This window comes from Vulcanisaeta sp. JCM 16161 (assembly GCF_001316285.1).
In genome coordinates this window covers 1-16307 of sequence record NZ_BBDO01000010.1, presented here as the reverse complement: position 1 = coordinate 16307, position 16307 = coordinate 1, and the positions used below count along the sequence as shown (strand labels likewise).

Annotated in this window: 19 protein-coding genes and 2 pseudogenes; 13 read left to right on the top strand and 8 right to left on the bottom strand. The window is 46.0% G+C overall.

The window, feature by feature from the left end; translation table 11 throughout:
* Positions 1-8: 8 nt before the first annotated feature.
* A complete protein-coding gene (locus JCM16161_RS11850; RefSeq protein ID WP_054855965.1) occupies positions 9-959 on the bottom strand; it encodes an aldo/keto reductase in 951 nt (316 codons plus the stop codon).
* 124 nt (positions 960-1083) lie between these two features.
* Between JCM16161_RS11850 and JCM16161_RS11845 the strand changes: the two genes are divergently transcribed.
* Positions 1084-1617 carry a PaREP1 family protein gene (locus tag JCM16161_RS11845; RefSeq protein WP_054855964.1) on the top strand — a complete coding sequence of 178 codons (534 nt, stop codon included), beginning with the start codon at positions 1084-1086 and terminating at the stop codon, positions 1615-1617.
* A 313-nt stretch (positions 1618-1930) separates the two neighbouring features.
* A complete protein-coding gene (locus JCM16161_RS11840; protein WP_054856043.1) occupies positions 1931-2536 on the top strand; it encodes a DUF996 domain-containing protein in 606 nt (201 codons plus the stop codon).
* Here JCM16161_RS11840 and JCM16161_RS18735 read toward each other — a convergent pair whose 3' ends face one another.
* From JCM16161_RS18735 to JCM16161_RS11830, 4 genes are all read right to left on the bottom strand, one after another.
* A complete protein-coding gene (locus JCM16161_RS18735; RefSeq protein ID WP_243671561.1) occupies positions 2537-2875 on the bottom strand; it encodes a DUF3782 domain-containing protein in 339 nt (112 codons plus the stop codon).
* A 26-nt stretch (positions 2876-2901) separates the two neighbouring features.
* Positions 2902-3201, bottom strand: coding sequence for a hypothetical protein (locus tag JCM16161_RS18730; protein ID WP_243671560.1), 300 nt, complete (start codon positions 3199-3201; stop codon positions 2902-2904).
* On the bottom strand, positions 3201-3419 hold the full coding sequence (locus JCM16161_RS18725) for a hypothetical protein (RefSeq protein WP_243671559.1): 219 nt from the start codon (positions 3417-3419) through the stop codon (positions 3201-3203). Before JCM16161_RS18725 ends, JCM16161_RS18730 begins: the two co-directional genes overlap by 1 nt.
* Positions 3420-3481: 62 nt before the next feature.
* Positions 3482-4231: a hypothetical protein gene (locus JCM16161_RS11830; RefSeq protein ID WP_054855963.1), complete on the bottom strand. Its 750-nt coding sequence runs from the start codon at positions 4229-4231 to the stop codon at positions 3482-3484.
* A gap of 237 nt (positions 4232-4468) precedes the next feature.
* Between JCM16161_RS11830 and proC the strand changes: the two genes are divergently transcribed.
* From proC to JCM16161_RS11800, 7 genes and pseudogenes are all read left to right on the top strand, one after another.
* Complete coding sequence (proC, locus tag JCM16161_RS11825; protein ID WP_243671558.1) at positions 4469-5308, top strand: pyrroline-5-carboxylate reductase; 840 nt, start codon at positions 4469-4471, stop codon at positions 5306-5308.
* A 41-nt stretch (positions 5309-5349) separates the two neighbouring features.
* Complete coding sequence (locus JCM16161_RS18720; protein WP_243671557.1) at positions 5350-5487, top strand: hypothetical protein; 138 nt, start codon at positions 5350-5352, stop codon at positions 5485-5487.
* Positions 5488-5543: 56 nt separating this feature from the next.
* Positions 5544-6504, top strand: a pseudogene (locus tag JCM16161_RS11820) (PLP-dependent transferase).
* 17 nt (positions 6505-6521) lie between these two features.
* Positions 6522-7088, top strand: a complete 567-nt coding sequence (locus JCM16161_RS11815) for a hypothetical protein (protein ID WP_054855961.1) — start codon at positions 6522-6524, stop codon at positions 7086-7088.
* An 11-nt stretch (positions 7089-7099) separates the two neighbouring features.
* Entirely contained in the window at positions 7100-7561 is a 462-nt protein-coding gene (locus JCM16161_RS11810) for a hypothetical protein (RefSeq protein ID WP_054855960.1), read from the top strand.
* A gap of 246 nt (positions 7562-7807) precedes the next feature.
* On the top strand, positions 7808-8614 hold the full coding sequence (locus tag JCM16161_RS11805) for an MBL fold metallo-hydrolase (RefSeq protein WP_054855959.1): 807 nt from the start codon (positions 7808-7810) through the stop codon (positions 8612-8614).
* A gap of 84 nt (positions 8615-8698) precedes the next feature.
* Positions 8699-9876, top strand: a pseudogene (locus JCM16161_RS11800) (NAD(P)/FAD-dependent oxidoreductase).
* Here JCM16161_RS11800 and rimI read toward each other — a convergent pair.
* Complete coding sequence (rimI, locus tag JCM16161_RS11795; RefSeq protein ID WP_054855958.1) at positions 9853-10362, bottom strand: ribosomal protein S18-alanine N-acetyltransferase; 510 nt, start codon at positions 10360-10362, stop codon at positions 9853-9855. The pseudogene JCM16161_RS11800 and the gene rimI sit on opposite strands and share 24 nt — an antisense overlap.
* Before the next feature lie 168 nt (positions 10363-10530).
* Between rimI and JCM16161_RS11790 the strand changes: the two genes are divergently transcribed.
* From JCM16161_RS11790 to JCM16161_RS11785, 3 genes are read left to right on the top strand one after another with little or no spacing between them, the layout of a single operon-like run.
* The gene (locus JCM16161_RS11790; protein ID WP_243671556.1) at positions 10531-11172 is read left to right on the top strand and encodes a metallophosphoesterase; all 642 of its coding nucleotides are present in this window, start codon (positions 10531-10533) and stop codon (positions 11170-11172) included.
* Positions 11173-11206: 34 nt separating this feature from the next.
* Positions 11207-11698, top strand: a complete 492-nt coding sequence (locus JCM16161_RS18715; RefSeq protein ID WP_243671555.1) for a DUF2079 domain-containing protein — start codon at positions 11207-11209, stop codon at positions 11696-11698.
* The gene (locus tag JCM16161_RS11785; RefSeq protein ID WP_243671554.1) at positions 11677-13035 is read left to right on the top strand and encodes a DUF2079 domain-containing protein; all 1359 of its coding nucleotides are present in this window, start codon (positions 11677-11679) and stop codon (positions 13033-13035) included. Before JCM16161_RS18715 ends, JCM16161_RS11785 begins: the two co-directional genes overlap by 22 nt.
* On the opposite strand, the gene JCM16161_RS11780 is transcribed toward JCM16161_RS11785, so the two are convergent.
* Together JCM16161_RS11780 and JCM16161_RS11775 are read right to left on the bottom strand one after the other, a co-directional pair.
* A complete protein-coding gene (locus JCM16161_RS11780) occupies positions 13032-13358 on the bottom strand; it encodes an AbrB/MazE/SpoVT family DNA-binding domain-containing protein (protein WP_054855957.1) in 327 nt (108 codons plus the stop codon). The genes JCM16161_RS11785 and JCM16161_RS11780 overlap by 4 nt on opposite strands.
* A gap of 186 nt (positions 13359-13544) precedes the next feature.
* On the bottom strand, positions 13545-15299 hold the full coding sequence (locus JCM16161_RS11775) for a hypothetical protein (RefSeq protein ID WP_243671553.1): 1755 nt from the start codon (positions 15297-15299) through the stop codon (positions 13545-13547).
* Positions 15300-15740: 441 nt separating this feature from the next.
* On the opposite strand from JCM16161_RS11775, the gene JCM16161_RS18710 reads away from it, so the two are divergent.
* The gene (locus tag JCM16161_RS18710; protein WP_243671552.1) at positions 15741-16145 is read left to right on the top strand and encodes a PaREP1 family protein; all 405 of its coding nucleotides are present in this window, start codon (positions 15741-15743) and stop codon (positions 16143-16145) included.
* Positions 16146-16307 lie beyond the last annotated feature (162 nt).

Sequence of the window (16307 nt, the reverse complement as noted above, 5' to 3'; positions counted from 1 at the left end):
CTTGATACTCACTCATTGAGTGATTTCGTGAATTCCGCGTAAAGGCTTTCTAGGGCCCTTACAGTGTCATCATTTAGATAATTGCCGTCGGCGGCGTCCACGTACTTCGTTAATTCCTCAATGCTTGTTGCTGTAATCGTTACCGTGCTAATTGGGTAGGAAAGCACGTACTTAATGGCTAGGGTCTCCAGGTCCATGCCCAGGGACTGGGCTATGGGCTTAATCCTCGTATTCGTGAAATCAAGTGCCTTAATTAACCAGTCCCTATCCCTCAAGTTTCTGTGGTCATTTGGTCCGAAGTTTATGTCCTGCCTACTCGTTAGTACGTTTGATGCATGCGGAACCCTGGTTATCAAGCCGACTGACCTATCAACACCACGCCTTATCAATGACCTGCCAGGCTCCTGCTCCAGAATGTTGAATACGAACATTATTGACTCATAACCCTCATCAATGGCTGCTAAGCCTTCATTGAGTATGTTTGTCTCTGGGCCGAGGGCGACGCCTACGTGCTCGACGTACCCATCCTCCACAAGCTTTAGTAAGGCTTTGTGTAATTCCTTGTCCCTAATTACATTGATTGGTGGGTTGTGGAGTTGAAGGAGTGTTATTTTCCTACCCAGCCTATTGAAGGATTCCCTGACAGCATTAACAATGTAATTAACGCTGAAGTTCTGGACATGCTTACCATCGACCAATTTACCAATCTCATAACCAACCTTAGTGAATATATTAACGTCATAACCCCTGAGGACCTCACCAAGTATTTTCTCACTAAGCCCATCGCCATACATGTCCGCGGTATCGAACGTATTAATACCGAGGTCCAAAGCCCTCCTTATCAGGGCCATGTCATGGTCGCGGTCATGCGCCCCATACATGCTCGTACCAATAACCCAAGCGCCGAAGCTAATCTCCGAAACCTTAATGCCAGTACTACCCAGGACTCTATAATGCATTATTCATGGCTTCTACGGACCTGGTTATAAATGCGGATTGAGTGACCAGACACTATAACTGGTGCTAGCTATTGCTGGCATTGCATAGAGTTTATTAGTTCATGAAGTTAATTAATGCCTAGCCATGGAGCTTCCAAAGCCCTGGTTTGACATTAATGGTTATAGGAGGACGAGACTCCTTGAGGCTAGGTACGAGGCTGAGATAGCGATTAACATGCTTAGAGAGGGATTGGTTAGAAACGCCGCTGGTAAGGCGTTTCAGGCATGGAAATCATTCCTCGCGGCAATATCCACAGGCGAAATTAATGAATTGAGCAAGGTGTATAGGCGTAGGGTTAAGGTTAGGGGATTGAGGGAAAGGATTAATGAGGCGCTGTATATTGTTGCCTTCATGCCAACGACTAGGATGTTTGAAGTATCAAAGATACTTAGCGCCCTCAATCCCATGATACCATACCTAACCCTGGCGTCCCTTGAATTGCATAGGTACCAGTATAATGGGCCTGACAGGGAGGGCGTATTCAGCGTATTTAGAAACGATAATGATGCCAAGGAATTCATTTGTAAATTTCTAAGTGACATGGCAACCATATATCGGGAACTAGTTAAGGAGGAATTCATAGACCTAACACAGTGTAAGCAAGCCAATAGTGCCTAAATCACTGTATCTGGCTGCGGTCTATATATCCCGTGGAAATTACGGTTCAGGTCATCGAGTATTTAATTAATAAATAAACTATTTAATTAATCAATAATTATACATATAGTACTTATGCCATAGCCCAATGCGCGCGCCCGCACCCACTCACCCAAGGCTTTATTTCAATTACATATAATGGGACTGCGCGCATCCTTAATTAAACTAATTATTAATTATCATATATTAATTTACTTAGTACTTCATGTATTTCAATCTTACACTGCATTCAACGCATTACTTAAATAAATGGTTCGCTACATCACCATTAATTATGGACCTGGGTAGTGCTAGGGTTTTGGCTGGAGTTGGTGCGATACTTGCTGGTGTTGGTTTCCTTGGCTATGGTGTGTTAGGTGTTGTTGGTATGGTCATATTCCTAGTGGGGATTATCGAGATCGCCAATAACCTCCGTGACAATACATTGAGGAATGACGCGATTACTTGGTTCATACTAACCATTGTGGCCTTTGCCGTGTTCATCACCGGTCTTTTCCTACTCTTCTTCATTCATAACCCTGCCTTCTCCATGCTCGTTATGATTATGACCCACGCCATCGGCATGCCTGGCGTGTATTATGGGCGTAATGGCGTGTCTGGGTTTGTATATACTCCGTTTACGGAGTTTCTACAGTTCATGGAGCTCATAATGGTCGTGAGTATTTTCGCGTCCATACCATTGATTGCCTCGTCAGTATTCATGTACCGCATTACCAAGAAGACCCATGCATATACGGGCAGTAATTACGTTAGAATTGGCGGTTTACTCTACGTAATAGGTGCTGCACTAACGCCAATAGTCATTGGGCTGATACTACTGCTCATTGCCTGGATAATGATTGGTGCTGCATTACTAACCACTGAGGTTAAGCACCCATGATTACTGCCCTGCCGCGCCCTCGGGCGTTATTACCTTTATCCCCATCCTCTCAGCCATAACCCTTACGTAGTCAGGGTTCCTATCGCCTATGTACGGCGTTATTACCAATACCCTATCAACCGCCTTGCCCGTGACCCTCATGTAGAGCTCGGCCTTACGCTTAATAATGATTAAGTCACTCCTCCTTATTGCTGATGATATTTCCACAATCATGGTGATATTATCCTTAACGATTACATCAAGCTCTATTTCGCTTGGGTATCCATAGACGTAGCCGTCCGCGTCGTAATAAAGCCACTTCTCGACTGTATAACCTGCATCCCTAAGGATCTCCCTCACGCCATCCCTAAAGGCGTCTTCATTAACTACGCCCCAACGGCACCAAGGGCATCAAGTTTGATGGACAGGAACTTAATCTGACTATCAACATACTTCTTCAGCTCCTCAACATCCTTTTTCGTAGCCATCGTGTCCTTAATCATCTGTATCTCCTTCCTTAATTCCTGAACTTCCTCCTTAGTCGCCATTCTATTCCTTATATCCTCAACCTCACGTCTTAACTCCTCAACCTCTTCCTTTGTAGTCATTCTATTTCTTATATCCTGGACCTCCTCCTTAGTTGCCATTCTACTTCTTATATCATCAACCTCCTCCTTCGTAGCCATTACGTTTTTTTTATTCCCTGCACCTCCTTCCTTATTTCTTCGAATTTGCCATCTGCGTACTTCCTCAGCTCCTCGATGTCGTGCTTCGTGGCTAGGTTCTGCCATGGTGTTAATTTGGCGAGGACTTGGTAAATAATCTCAGGTCTAGAAACGAGAACCTCAACTAAAATATTTGGGTTCTCCAACAAAACCCTCTTAATCTCCTCAGCCAGCGACACTACGGGTTAAACATCATAATCCTTAAATTTAAATCTATGGTTTCACTAGGCCACGGATACTACTAGGAACCGCACTTGATATTGATTAGTTCCGCACCACCTGACCCATTAATCATCACCGCGGTGTCTGTGGCATTTATGAACCTGTCTATCCATGAACCCGTGTTAGCTATGCGTAGTCCATTATTTATATTGGGTACATGCGTATGTCCAATCACGACCCAGTCATCCCTCCCAGCCCTCACTACGAACCTAACTAACCTGTCGTATGAACCATTAAGTAGTTTATTCATAAGCGATGCTATCAACCCATTCCTAACAACGTAATCACCATGCAAGAACCAGAAGGTCTTACCGCCTATGATTATCTTCATTACACCACGAATCACCCTAACGCCAACACCATCAATGATGTACCTAACCTCACCGTGGTTGATCCCCGGATCATGATCGTACATAGCCATCACGTATATAACCTCCCTCAACCCATTAATGCCTGTTAAGTTTAGGCGGTGTATTAATTCATGAATATGGTACTGACTCAATGCTTGTCCGTGCGCCCTGTCAAACAAGTCCCCATTAATGACCAGGTAGATGCAATCCTTACCCAAGCTCCTTAAATAATTACCAATACAGCCCAGATTCCTCCTGTTTGATTCTAGGTGTAGGTCTGATACGGCGATTATTAATGGGTCATTACCCAACTCCATCGTTGTCACATGGACATTGCCATACGTGAATGGCATTTCGTAAATTAATAATGCAGTAATTAGCCCCAGCATTAGTAATGCCGTAATTGTCACTTGGTTCATGGCGCATTAAGTTAACGTGCATTATTTAATATTTAATGGTCAGTACTCCGCCGTTTATCTTCATCCCTCGTAGCCCTTGAACCTCATCACCATTAATTGTTTAAAGGGGAATTGGTTTTAAGGTTTTAGTGATGAGATCCTAGCCGTTGGATGTAATGACATGGATCACCGGGCTGATCAATCCATATTATCTATAGCTAACGCAATGCTTATAAATAAGTGTTGCGGCTTAGTCTATTGGGTGGTTTTATTGCCAGGTATGCAATAATTGGGCTTGGTAAAATAGGGACCGCCATAGCCAAGTCCCTAATAAAGTCTGGTGTTGATCCTTCAAGTATAAGTGGTAGTGTTAGGAGAGTCGAGAGTATTAATAGGGTTGGGCGTGAATTGCCCGGTGTCTTTGTCTCCACGAATAACGCGGAGGTTGTTAAGGATGCTGATGTCGTAATACTTGCCGTTAAGCCTTACCAGGTTCTCGATGCCTTAATGCCGATACGCGGTGTTCTCAATAGCGATCAACTACTCATCTCTGTGGTTGCTGGGGTCACCACGGGCATTATTGAGGGGTTAGTGCCTTCCAAGGTTGTTAGGGCTATGCCTAACATAGGCATTGTTATTGAGAGGGGCGTAACAGCTATCGCGCCTGGATCAAGGGCTTCCGAGGATGATGTTAAGAGGGCATGCGGCATATTCGGTTCCATGGGCAGGTGCGTCGTTGTTAATGAGCGGTATATGGATGCGATAACGGCCATTAGTGGTTCAGGGCCCGCCTTCATAGCCCTAATACTTGAGGCCCTTTGGGAGGCTGGGCTTCTGCTCGGCATACCCACTGATATTTCCTGGGAACTAGCCGTAGGCACACTGGAGACGAGCGCCGAATTGCTTAGGTTTAAGAGACCGTGGGAGGTCGTTGAGGAGGTCACGACGCCTGGCGGTGTAACTATTAGGGGTATTAAGGTCGCTGAAGAGGGTGGTCTCAGGGGCTTGATTATGAGGATGATTGAGGAGACTGCGAGGAGAGGTGATGAAATTAGTCGTGAGATTGAGGAGAGCATTAGGTCAAAAATCAGTGATTAGGTACGCAATGCTTAATACCTCTGTCAAAATTCGTGAACCCCGTGGGGAAGGGCACAAAGAGTGTACGTGGTGGCGTTAGGCATGTTAATGATGGCATTGGCTCCATCATAGAACCCATTTACCAAACCTCACTCTTCGACTATAGGGAGCCTGAGCAAAGGCCGTCACTTCACGCATAGTCCCACTTAAGTATAGTAGGGAGGATAACCCGACGGTACATGCCGTGGAGAGCAAGATGGCCGAGCTCGAGCATGGCGCGGATGCTTTAGGAACCTCCAGCGGTATGGCCGCAATAACCACACTAATGATGTCATTGCTCTCCAGGGACTCCACCGTGCTCATGCCCCTCGACGTCTACGGCTCAACGCTAGTCTCATGGAGAGATTGAGTAGGTTTGGCGTTAGGACCGTGATTACGGACCCGGGTACTGACAACGTAATTAAGTCATTAAGGAGTGGGGTCAATATAGTATTTATTGAGTCCGTCTCGAACCCACTTCTCAGGTTTATGATATCCCCGAGATAGTTAAGGCTTCCCATGAGGTTGGCGCTGTCGTGGTTGTTGACAACACCCTAGCCACACCAATAGGGTTAACCCCAATAGACCATGGTGTTGATTTCGTAATACACAGCGCCACTAAGTACCTTAGTGGGCATAATGATGTTGTGGCTGGCTTCATAGTTGGCGGTGATGATAGGATTAAGGGTGTTTGGGAGTGGAGGAGGTTCCTCGGCACAATCATGGAGCCATTCACGGCATTCCTAGTCGATAGGGGATTGAAAACACTGCACATAAGGATGAGGACCCACGAGGAAAACGCCAGGGCGGTTGCCGAGTTCCTAATGGATCATCCAAAGATCGAGAGGGTCTACTACCCATGCCTCGATAATCATGAGACGTACGAAACAGCTAAGAAACTACTCAGTAATTGCGGTGGTATTGTAAGTTTCGAGGTGAGGGGTGGCCTGAGGGAGGCGATGGCCGTTTATAAACACGTGAAGATGATAATACCGAGCGTCAGCTTTGGCGGTGCAGAGAGCATAATAACGCATCCAGCGAGCACAACACATGCGCATTGGAGCCCCGAGGATAGGGCCAGGGCAGGCATTAAGGATAACCTACTTAGACTGAGCGTGGGCCTTGAGGATCCCGAGGACATAATTAACGACCTCAGCCAAGCACTTAATTATGCCTAATCTTTATTATGATTTTCATGAATAAAACGATAGGTAAAAGGTACGATACGATATTTATAATCTACTTACTATCGTTTCTTGGTAGGTTTTTGTTTACATACGTGTTTTTATGGGCATTATTTACCTCGGGTACCAGTGGGTTTAGGTTATTCTTGGTGACCATTGCCTACTCGCTATCAAGCCTCGCAACCTTCACACTGGTTAGGGTCAGGATTGCCAGGGTTCTTTATTCCTTTATGTCCTTATTTCTTCTCATTAACCTTCCTGACCTAAGCTTATTCATCACCGCATTACTCATGGGTATGTTGAGCATCCACATATCCTCAGTGCTCCCAGGCCTAGTTAGTAGGGAGAGACTTGGTCGTGTGAATTCGGAAAGGGTTATCGTGGGCTCACTGGGTGACTTGGTGGGTGTTGTGATGGCTCTAATCGTTAAGCCCACCTGGCTTTACCTAGCAATACCCCTCTACCTGCTGACGATGCTGCTCCCACGGTTTGAGTATAGGGGGAGTGAGAGGCTCATCTTTTCCGAGGCTAGGTTGGTCTACCTTAACTCATTTCTATTGGGCATAGCTATAGCTTAACCCCAACACTCATGGCCATGTGGTCCAGGGGCAGCGCCTACGAATTAGCCCTAATATATTCAGCACCACCAGTAAGTGGCGTAATCAGCGGCTTCCTTGGCCGTAGGTTATTGAAACTAGGGCGTGAGTTAATAATCGCCATCGTCTCCGTGATTGTTATGGCCACTGCCACTGGATTAATGGGTGTTGTAAGTAATCCCATAATTGCCTGGGCCCTCGCCTTAACCCGCTGGTTCTTCATGACCATGTTCGGTACAGCCATAACAACATTCATACAACTCAGGTGGAGAAGGGATGCATTACCTGGGGTATTCTCCACAAGCGCAGTTGTGGGAGAGTCTGGGAAACTCACAGGGGCCTTCCTAGTATTGCCCTTAACGTCGATGACCGTGCAGTGGGCCTTCACAACCGCAGCCCTAATAACCCTAACGGCAGCGCTCGCATTACTGCCATATAGGCATAAGAATTATTAGAAAATTAACAAAAGAATATTAAGACCCCTCATTAAACGTGAAATACCATAGAGCTTATAATTATGAATTTTATGAATTAACCTTCGGTAATTGCTCATAATTAATAAGCACGCTGAATTGCTTAAAAGCCATTCGGTGTATTATCATTAATGCAGACACAGAGGCTACAAAAAACTTTCAGACAACGTATACGTAGTACCTGGTAGGACGAATGCCGGTGTATTAGTCATAGACAATAATGAGTGCGTGATAGTTGATACGGGAATTGATGAGGACTCAGGGCGTAGAATACTCAATGCCATTAAGCCCTTAAACCTGAGGGTTCGGGCCATAATCAATACGCACCACCACGCAGACCACATCGGTGGTAATGCATTAATCGTTAAAAGGAGCGGTGCCGCCGTCTACGCAACACCAGAGGATAAACCCTTCATAGAGAGGCCCGTGCTTGAGCCACTCTACCTCTTCGGCTCCTTCCCACCCAAGTTACTTAGGACTAAGCTCCTCGAGGCTGAGGGTGTGCCGGTTAGGGATTTGGACGACATACGTAGGGAGGTGGGATTTGAAGCAATACCACTACCAGGGCATACGATGGGCATGGCTGGGATATCCTACGGTAATGTATTGTTCACGGCCGATGCGTTCTTTCCATTAGACGTTATTCGAAAATATGGAGCGCCATACCACTTAAATGCTGGTCTCGCGCTTGAAAGCCTTAAGAAGCTCTCTGAGTGTGTGAGTAGGTATGGATATGTCGTGCCGGCCCACGGCGATATACTGAAGCCTCAGGATGCTATTAACGTAATTAATGAAAATATTAATGCAATAAATAGGTTGAGGGAACTTGTCCTCAATAGCATTAATGATTCCGTGGCGCTTGAGGACCTGATTGTGAAGATATTCTCGTTGCTAGGTATAAGCATTGATTCACCACATAATTACCTACTTAACCGCTCCGCGCTGCTCTCATACGTTGCCTGGCTGACTGACGATGGCTTACTAACTATTGATACTGTGGGTAATAAACTGATCGTCTCAAGGTCGAGGAAGTGATATTTTAACTGAACTGGCATCTCCCTTCTAAATGCCATTGACTTAGGGCGTTGTTTTATATTCACGTGGCTTAACCATGCCTTAATGAGTACGTCCCGTAAGAAGGTAGTCATTGTTGGTGGTGGGATTGCTGGGTTAACAATCGCGAATACGCTGGTTGAGAAAGCTAAGGACTTAGTCGAGGTTACCGTGATAACTAGGGATAGACACTACGTGGGTGGACCCACGAGACCATTACTACTGACCAACGAGGAGGAGTATGGCAGGATCATCAGGGGTTATGAGGAGGTTGGGTTGAAGGGTGTTAATGTCGTTACAGGTGACGTGGTTAGTATTGACCCTGGCAATAGGGTCGTTAATTACGCCGAAACCCTACTCGGCAATAAAGTAAGGAGCCTAGGCTATGATTACCTGGTACTGGCGCCTGGCGTGGTCTTTGATGGCTCGTCAATAAACGGCTATGATAAGTACTGGTACGTGAACGCGAACGTTTACGACCCAGGCAGGGTTCATGTGCTTAAAAATAGGGTGTGGAGCATGAATGAGGGCACTGTGGTTGTATATGCACCAAAGGCTCCTTATAGATGCGCCCCTGCACCAACGGAAACGGCATTGCTTATTCATACGATACTCAAGTACAGAGGTGTTAGGGATAAGGTTAGGATAATACACATTGATGCGAATGATAAGACGCAACCGCCCGTAATAGCTGACGTTGTTAAGGCGATTTATGATAAGGCGGGCATTGAATTAATCACTAATCAGGAAATAATTGAAATGAACAATAGGGAAGTCGTGACAAGGAGCGGCGAGAGGTATAGGTACGACCTACTGGCAATGCTTGAGCCAACAGGGCCCCGTCATTCATTAGGGATGCCGGCCTAGGCACTGATTGGGTTGAGGTTAGGTCGCCGACAGACCTGAGAAGTCCTAAGTTCGATGATGTACTCGCCGCTGGTGATGTGGCGAAGTTGCCATATCCAAAGAACCAGGAGATTGCGTTCGAAAGTGCATTATTTGCGACAAATAAGATCCTAGAGGACCTTGGCAGCAATGAGAGAGTGCCTGTGCAGTATGCATTTGTTGGTTGGGCTTATGTTGGTAATGTTGAGGGTAGGTTGGAGACCGTTAGCGTTCAATTCGGCTTTGACTATACACAGCAACCGCCAAAGCCGAGTAAGGACCCTGAACCAAAGAGGGATTATACCGTACAGAAGGATCGTTGGATGCAGACGTACTTAAGAAGGCTGTTTGGCTACTGAGCAGCACTTGCTTATTAGCATTTCAAATTTATTGTCCTCAAGAATCATTAGATATGCATCCTCACCATCATTGTAGTAACTCCTTAATACATCGCGCACGTCAAAGCCAAGCTTCCTATAGAGCGTTATGGCTGGTGTGTTTGATACTCTGACCTCGAGTATCACGTGGTCAATGCCCCTCTCAGCCATTGAACATATTGACCTGCACATTAATGCGTTGCCAATACCCATCCTCCTGTACTCCCTTAGGACCCCCACTGATATTACGTGACCCCTGCCAAGGCCCTCTATGCACGATATTATGTAGCCCACGGGCCTTCCATTCATGAATGCTATGTAGGAGTAATTTGTGCAGTTCCTGCATAGCCAATTAATGAAGCCTAGGGTGTACTGCTCGCTCGGCTTAAATATTTCCCTTTCGAGACTTACTATTATGTCCATGTCATTATCCGGGTCGCACCTACGTAATTCAAGACCACTCTTCATTTGTTCATAGACCTGGAAAAGTAATTTAATAATATGCTTTACCACCTATTAAATGGTTGCTAGGGTACTCGCCACCGCGGATATTCACTCGCCGAAGTACTTCCCAAGGTTTAGGGAGTCGATTAAGGACTTGGCAGGTTTGATGCTGTTTTCATAGCGGGTGATTTGATGGAGGAGGGGAGGATTGAGGGTTTGAAAATATTGATCAATGAATTAAGGAGGCTCAGTGATACGATAATTGCGGTACCGGGTAATGAGGATTATGATGAGGTCATGCCAAGGGCCAGGGAACTTGACATCATTAAATGGCTTGATGATGAGGTGATCAAGTTAACAATAAATGACGTAACACTCAGAATAATCGGTTCGAAAGGATCCCTAGAGAGGCCAACAACATGGCAGTTGAGGCACATACCCCACATAGCGGATACGTATAGGCGTAGGGTTGATTGGCTTAAGAGGACGATAAATTCATCGAGGGAATTAACAATCCTACTAATACACTACGCACCAACGTTTAAGACGCTTCAGGGTGAGGACCCAAGAATTTGGCCGAGCCTTGGGGTTAGGGATTTGGAGGGTACGATCTTTGGTAATAACGTGATCGCAATACATGGGCATGCCCATAACTCAGTGGTTAGGTGCGTTAAGTCTGGCAAGTCCTACATCATTAATGCTGCATTCACGAATATATGGAAGCCAATAATACTCGAGATTGGTAATGATGGGTTAAGGTCAATAAGTATCGATTGCCAGGAGGTTAAGTACGAGAGGGGTAGTGGGCCCTCAATACTTGATTTCATGAGGTAATTACTTAATAAGTCCTTAACCATGGCTTTGATGAATGAAGAAACCACCTAGTGCCAGTAGCCTGGTGGTCTACCTCGGTATAGCTGTATATATCGTGCTGATTTCGTACTACACATTACTGAAGTACCTAACCTTCCATACCCACGCCGCAGACCTCGGAATCTTCGCCCAGGCGCTGGCATCAACACTGTACTACCATAGATTATTTTATGAGAGTGTTGATGTGGCGATAATACCGAGGCCGGGGCCAATAGGCTATAGCTTCTTAGACGTCCACTTCTCGCCAACGCTATTTCTATTCCTACCCATATACGCGGTGTGTCCAAGCCCCATCACGCTTCTCGTGACGCAAACAATACTTATAGCCCTTGGCGCACTTCCGATTTATTGGTTGGGCAGATACCTAGGTAGGGATTGGTTGGGTGCCTTCTTCGCAATAATTTACCTAATGAACCCGTTGGTTCAGGGCGTGAACTCCTTCGACTTCCACATGGAGCCGTCTTCATGCCGTTGGCCCTGTACTTAACGTACTTCCTAATAAGGAGGGAGTGGAGGATTTACTACCCAGTGCTATTGCTTACGCTTGGTACCATCGAGTTTGCGCCAATACCCATAGCATTGCTCGGCCTCTACTATGTGGTCGTAAACCTCAGGAGAAGGCGTGAACTAGTGCATGGTGTTTTAACCATCGCCATATCAATTGCCGTCCTACTAATCGCCCTATGGACAAAGGCAATACTTAACCCACTCGGCCCAACAACAGCCTCGCCGCTCTCGGGACTGCCCGAGCAATACGCATCATCATTTAGCTTCGGCATCCTTATCTCAGTCATTAAGGACCCATTATTAATACCGAGGCTGTACTCGGTGTATGGTACGGAGAAATTCCTATACTTCCTGGAGCTTTACGCACCCACCGCATTCACGTCCTTCCTAGACCCGTTAGTCCTCCCATCACTCGCGTGGCCGCTGGCATCCTTCCTGACGAGTGACGTCATTTACTACAGCCCATTCTTTCAATACAGCTCCTTCTCAATACCATTCATAATAACGGCGTCGCTGATGGCCCTATCAAAAACACCCATTGAGTGGCAGAGGAGGTTAATGGCATTGGTACTAATTTCAACGTTGGTGGTGCTCCTCGGTGTCAGCCCACTGATACACTTCCAGTACCAATTAACGAGGACCGACTACGAGATTTGGAACGCATTCAGCCTAATACCGGGTAATGCCACAGTGCTTGTCCAGAATAACCTATACCCGCCATTCTCAAACAACATAAACGCCTATACACAGTGGTACCCATGGTTAAGGCCCGAGTACATAATTGCCCAGCCAAATAGCCCCTGGTTCACCTGGTGGGGTACGCCATATAATGAGTATGTGAATACGGCATTAATGGAGGGCTACGGGGTCTATATGGTGATTGGGAATTCATTATTGGTCTTAAGGGCAAACTACACAGGTAAGCCAATAATATGTGAGCCGCTAACCCTAAATGTAACGCCAAGCATGGCATCCATAATCAATGGACAAGTAATAAACGGGGAAATAATCCACACACCAAGTGAGGCGTCGGGGACTTGGTTCACGGTAAGTGAGGCATTACCGCCAGGTAAGTATTACATAGCAATACTATATTCGTGGGTGGGCCCCGAATACTTGAAATCATTAAATGCAACCCTCGCATACCTACGAATTAACGGTTACGCAGTAGACCTAACCGCAGGCAATAACGAGGCGTCAATCACGATTTACAATAAGTACTACGGGAACATCACGATAACGGCATACGCCAACTACATCGTGAACACCACCATATACATAAGGCAATTACTGATAAGTGGACCACTCTGCGGTTAGGATAGTCTGAAGGGCTTTATGTCTATTATCTCAACCTCATCACCAGGCCTAATGCCGTAGGCCTCCCTAACCTCCCTGGGTATCGTGAACTGCCTAGAGTCGGTGTGCTTAGTCCTCAATAACTTAACGCCCTTAATAGTGATTGGTATGCCGTTGTAGGAAATGGTGATGACCGCGTACTTAAGCCCGGAAATACCCAGAACCCTCACGAGACTCGCGGGTATGAGGACCTGGTTATTCAGGTAAACCCTAACCCTATACGGCAACTTAGTAACCCTATAACCCGGCGCACCACGCCTCTGCCTCAACTCCTGCCCATCCATTACAAAACCAAGCCCCAGGGAAGTATAAAAAAAATTAATGTTTAATAGAAAGAGAAAAGGACGAACTAGACCACGGACAATCCTCCCGTAATAAATCATCGCGTAAAGACTATAAGGAAAGGTGTTAAAAAAATGCGAAAGGAATGATTTTAAATAATGCATTATGTTTATTCTAAACAGTAGAGGTCACGAGTTACATCGAGCGCCCAGGAGCCATGATGGGTAATAACCACTCGCATTTACCATCATGCCCATTGGATAGAGGGATTGCGAACCTGTGGTGCTTGTTACCTGTGGGCTTCCTATGAACGTTACGTAGAAGGTGGAGGATGGGTAATAATATATGTATACATTGGCGCTCAATCCAAAGTTGTTTTGGTTAAAGAGTGCCGTGTTCACGAAGGCGCTGACAATGGTTAATGCATCACCGGCAGCCGTAATCACGTAATCAACGATTTCGGGTAGATCGCCGAAGTAACCACCAGCCAGTAGTGAACCGAACATGAATGCCCAACCGATTGGGTTGGGGTTGTATGTGCTCGTGATGCTTGATAGTGTGTACTCAATGTAATTCGTGCCGATGCCTGGCTGCGGTGCGTTTGAGCATGGGGTCCAGCTAATACCTTGATTATACTCATAGGCGTCCAGTAGGTTTATGAGCAATTGACCGTAGTTCTTATACATATAAACCACGCCATCGAACACCCCGGTCATCGAGCCATTACCGACATCCAGGTACGGATAGACATATAGGTACTGCCCATTGAAGTCAGACTCAAGTGGAGCCAGCGACTCGGTGCCGTTGGCCCAGTAGCCCGTTGGCATTGCCAAGCCAGGGGCTACTTCGTATTCCTGGAACGCCACGTAAGCCACGTATGAGGGCAAACCAACATAAAAGAAACCACCGCTGGGTACGGTATATTGTAGTATTTCCATGCCACTTACAGTAGATGTTTCTTCATTAAGTGGTCCATAACTAATGGCCGCTCCAACGATATTATTAGGCATCTCTATCGTATATGTATTACCGAATTCGTATGTTGGTCCTACGAGCACTAGCCCATTTGGTACGTTTATACCACTCTCGTTTAGTACACCGAAGAGTCCAGAGCCGCTCTGTGCTGTCCCCTCAATGTTGTTAACATCGATTGAACTTATTTGCTGTAATGCGTTGGAGCTCCAACCAATGAAGACTAAGGGTACTCCGCCCTCGAACTCGCTGCATTGTTCTAATTCCCACACGTAAGAGACACTATCTGAGCTTGATGGCGTTGGTGGGTACGCAACATTACTACTCGATGAGCAACTACCTATATACGTGAATCCAAATGGATCATTGCTCCCATTAACCCTACCTAGCTTAACCATTTGAGTATTTGCCATCGCATCAATGCTACTTAGCGGCGTTACGTGAGTAGGCTTCATTTCATCAAATTTGGCGTTAACGGAGATCTCGATCGGTCTCTTCTCCACTACCCAGGCTGGGTTGTACGGTATTGCTGTTATGACGGTCCAGGTCTCGTTATTGACCCCGTAGGTTATGAATGCTATCAACGAAGGCCAAACGGCGCCACCGTAATCGCTAATCCACGTGTCGGCAACGTTCATAATCAATGGGCTTGCCAAGCCTATGCTCACCGTGCCAACGCCGTAATAATAACCCACAGCGTATATCTTTGTCGGCGTAATTGCGAAGAGGCTCACGGAGAACGGAACTGGCGCGCCATTCATGGTGCCGTGAATCACCAACGTGGGTGCTGGGAGACCACTCGCATTGTAGTAATCAATCTCATATGCCTGACCTCTGAATGTCATGAAGGGCTTTGGCTGAGCCGGTATTTGCGCGAGCACTGCAAGCGCTATTGATGCTATGCCAATAATGAGGACTATTAACGCGACTAAACGCGACCTACCAATAAACAACCCTAACCTGGTACCCATATTTATCGAGTTCCCATAATTCACGGGATTTTTTTATAACTCCAGCTATTCTTAAAAGTGATTCGAGCAGTATTAAGATAATTTCCACAATAATGAGGGCTAGACACGATTTTAACTGCTGCGCAATATTGCCGCACGGTTTGGGAGGTAGATTCATCATTCATAGAGGGTGAGGGATTTCCCAAAACGATGGATGAGCTAAGCTTGGGCTTAAATCCGTTAATGTATGTAACGATACGATACGGTGCTCGACTACGTCATTGAAAGGTACTAATCCCACTTTCTTAATAAATCACTGATAATGCTGTATGCCATGTTGAAAGTATGGCTTGAGTAATCGATTTTTTTACACTGCCTAAACACGTAATAAAATTATTAAGGACTTACCGTATGACCTTATGGGTAAAGCCATGGCTGTAGGTAAGATTGAGAGGGTAAAAAATGTTCCTTGAGGATGCCGAGAGCTTCCTTACCAGAGGCTCTAGCGAGCTTGAGGAGGGCATTAGACTTAATGACCAACTTAAGATCCGCGATGCCGCAGAGAAGCTTTGGAATGCCGTTGTAAGCGCCACAAATGCCTTAATTCTTTATTACCTAGACGTTGTACCGGCGAGCCATTGGGAGAGGAGGAAGTTCCTTGATAAGTTGGAGGATGAGGTGCCTGAGGTAGAGAGGCTTGGCTTTAGGGATCGGTATGGAGCCAGAGAGCGATACCTACACCAGATGACCTTTTACGATGGAATAATAGACCCTGAGATGCTTAAGAAGGAAGTCGATAAGGTGAGGAAGTACATAGATGATGTAAAGAAACTCATTACGGATAACCCTACGGCAATCGCAAGGTAATTTCGCACTTATTTCATGCCATACCACATTAGGTGATGATGCTAATTCCATAATCATCATCGATTTAATTCGATACTTGTTAACAAATCCATTGATATAATCTCCGCACCTACCATAACCTAAAACATGATGAATGGCCTAACTTTGCTCGGCTCACCTTTT

Excerpts from the sequence above, each read along its gene's own strand:
- JCM16161_RS11850 (WP_054855965.1), bottom strand. The coding sequence starts at position 959 with ATGCATTATAGAGTCCTGGGTAGTACTGGCATTAAGGTTTCGGAGATT.
- JCM16161_RS11845 (WP_054855964.1), top strand. The coding sequence starts at position 1,084 with ATGGAGCTTCCAAAGCCCTGGTTTGACATTAATGGTTATAGGAGGACG.
- JCM16161_RS11840 (WP_054856043.1), top strand. The coding sequence starts at position 1,931 with ATGGACCTGGGTAGTGCTAGGGTTTTGGCTGGAGTTGGTGCGATACTT.
- JCM16161_RS18730 (WP_243671560.1), bottom strand. The coding sequence starts at position 3,201 with ATGGCTACGAAGGAGGAGGTTGATGATATAAGAAGTAGAATGGCAACT.
- JCM16161_RS11830 (WP_054855963.1), bottom strand. The coding sequence starts at position 4,231 with ATGAACCAAGTGACAATTACGGCATTACTAATGCTGGGGCTAATTACT.
- JCM16161_RS11815 (WP_054855961.1), top strand. The coding sequence starts at position 6,522 with ATGAATAAAACGATAGGTAAAAGGTACGATACGATATTTATAATCTAC.
- JCM16161_RS11810 (WP_054855960.1), top strand. The coding sequence starts at position 7,100 with ATGGCCATGTGGTCCAGGGGCAGCGCCTACGAATTAGCCCTAATATAT.
- rimI (WP_054855958.1), bottom strand. The coding sequence starts at position 10,362 with ATGAAGAGTGGTCTTGAATTACGTAGGTGCGACCCGGATAATGACATG.
- JCM16161_RS11790 (WP_243671556.1), top strand. The coding sequence starts at position 10,531 with ATGGAGGAGGGGAGGATTGAGGGTTTGAAAATATTGATCAATGAATTA.
- JCM16161_RS18715 (WP_243671555.1), top strand. The coding sequence starts at position 11,207 with ATGAAGAAACCACCTAGTGCCAGTAGCCTGGTGGTCTACCTCGGTATA.
- JCM16161_RS11785 (WP_243671554.1), top strand. The coding sequence starts at position 11,677 with ATGCCGTTGGCCCTGTACTTAACGTACTTCCTAATAAGGAGGGAGTGG.
- JCM16161_RS11780 (WP_054855957.1), bottom strand. The coding sequence starts at position 13,358 with ATGGATGGGCAGGAGTTGAGGCAGAGGCGTGGTGCGCCGGGTTATAGG.
- JCM16161_RS11775 (WP_243671553.1), bottom strand. The coding sequence starts at position 15,299 with ATGGGTACCAGGTTAGGGTTGTTTATTGGTAGGTCGCGTTTAGTCGCG.
- JCM16161_RS18710 (WP_243671552.1), top strand. The coding sequence starts at position 15,741 with ATGTTCCTTGAGGATGCCGAGAGCTTCCTTACCAGAGGCTCTAGCGAG.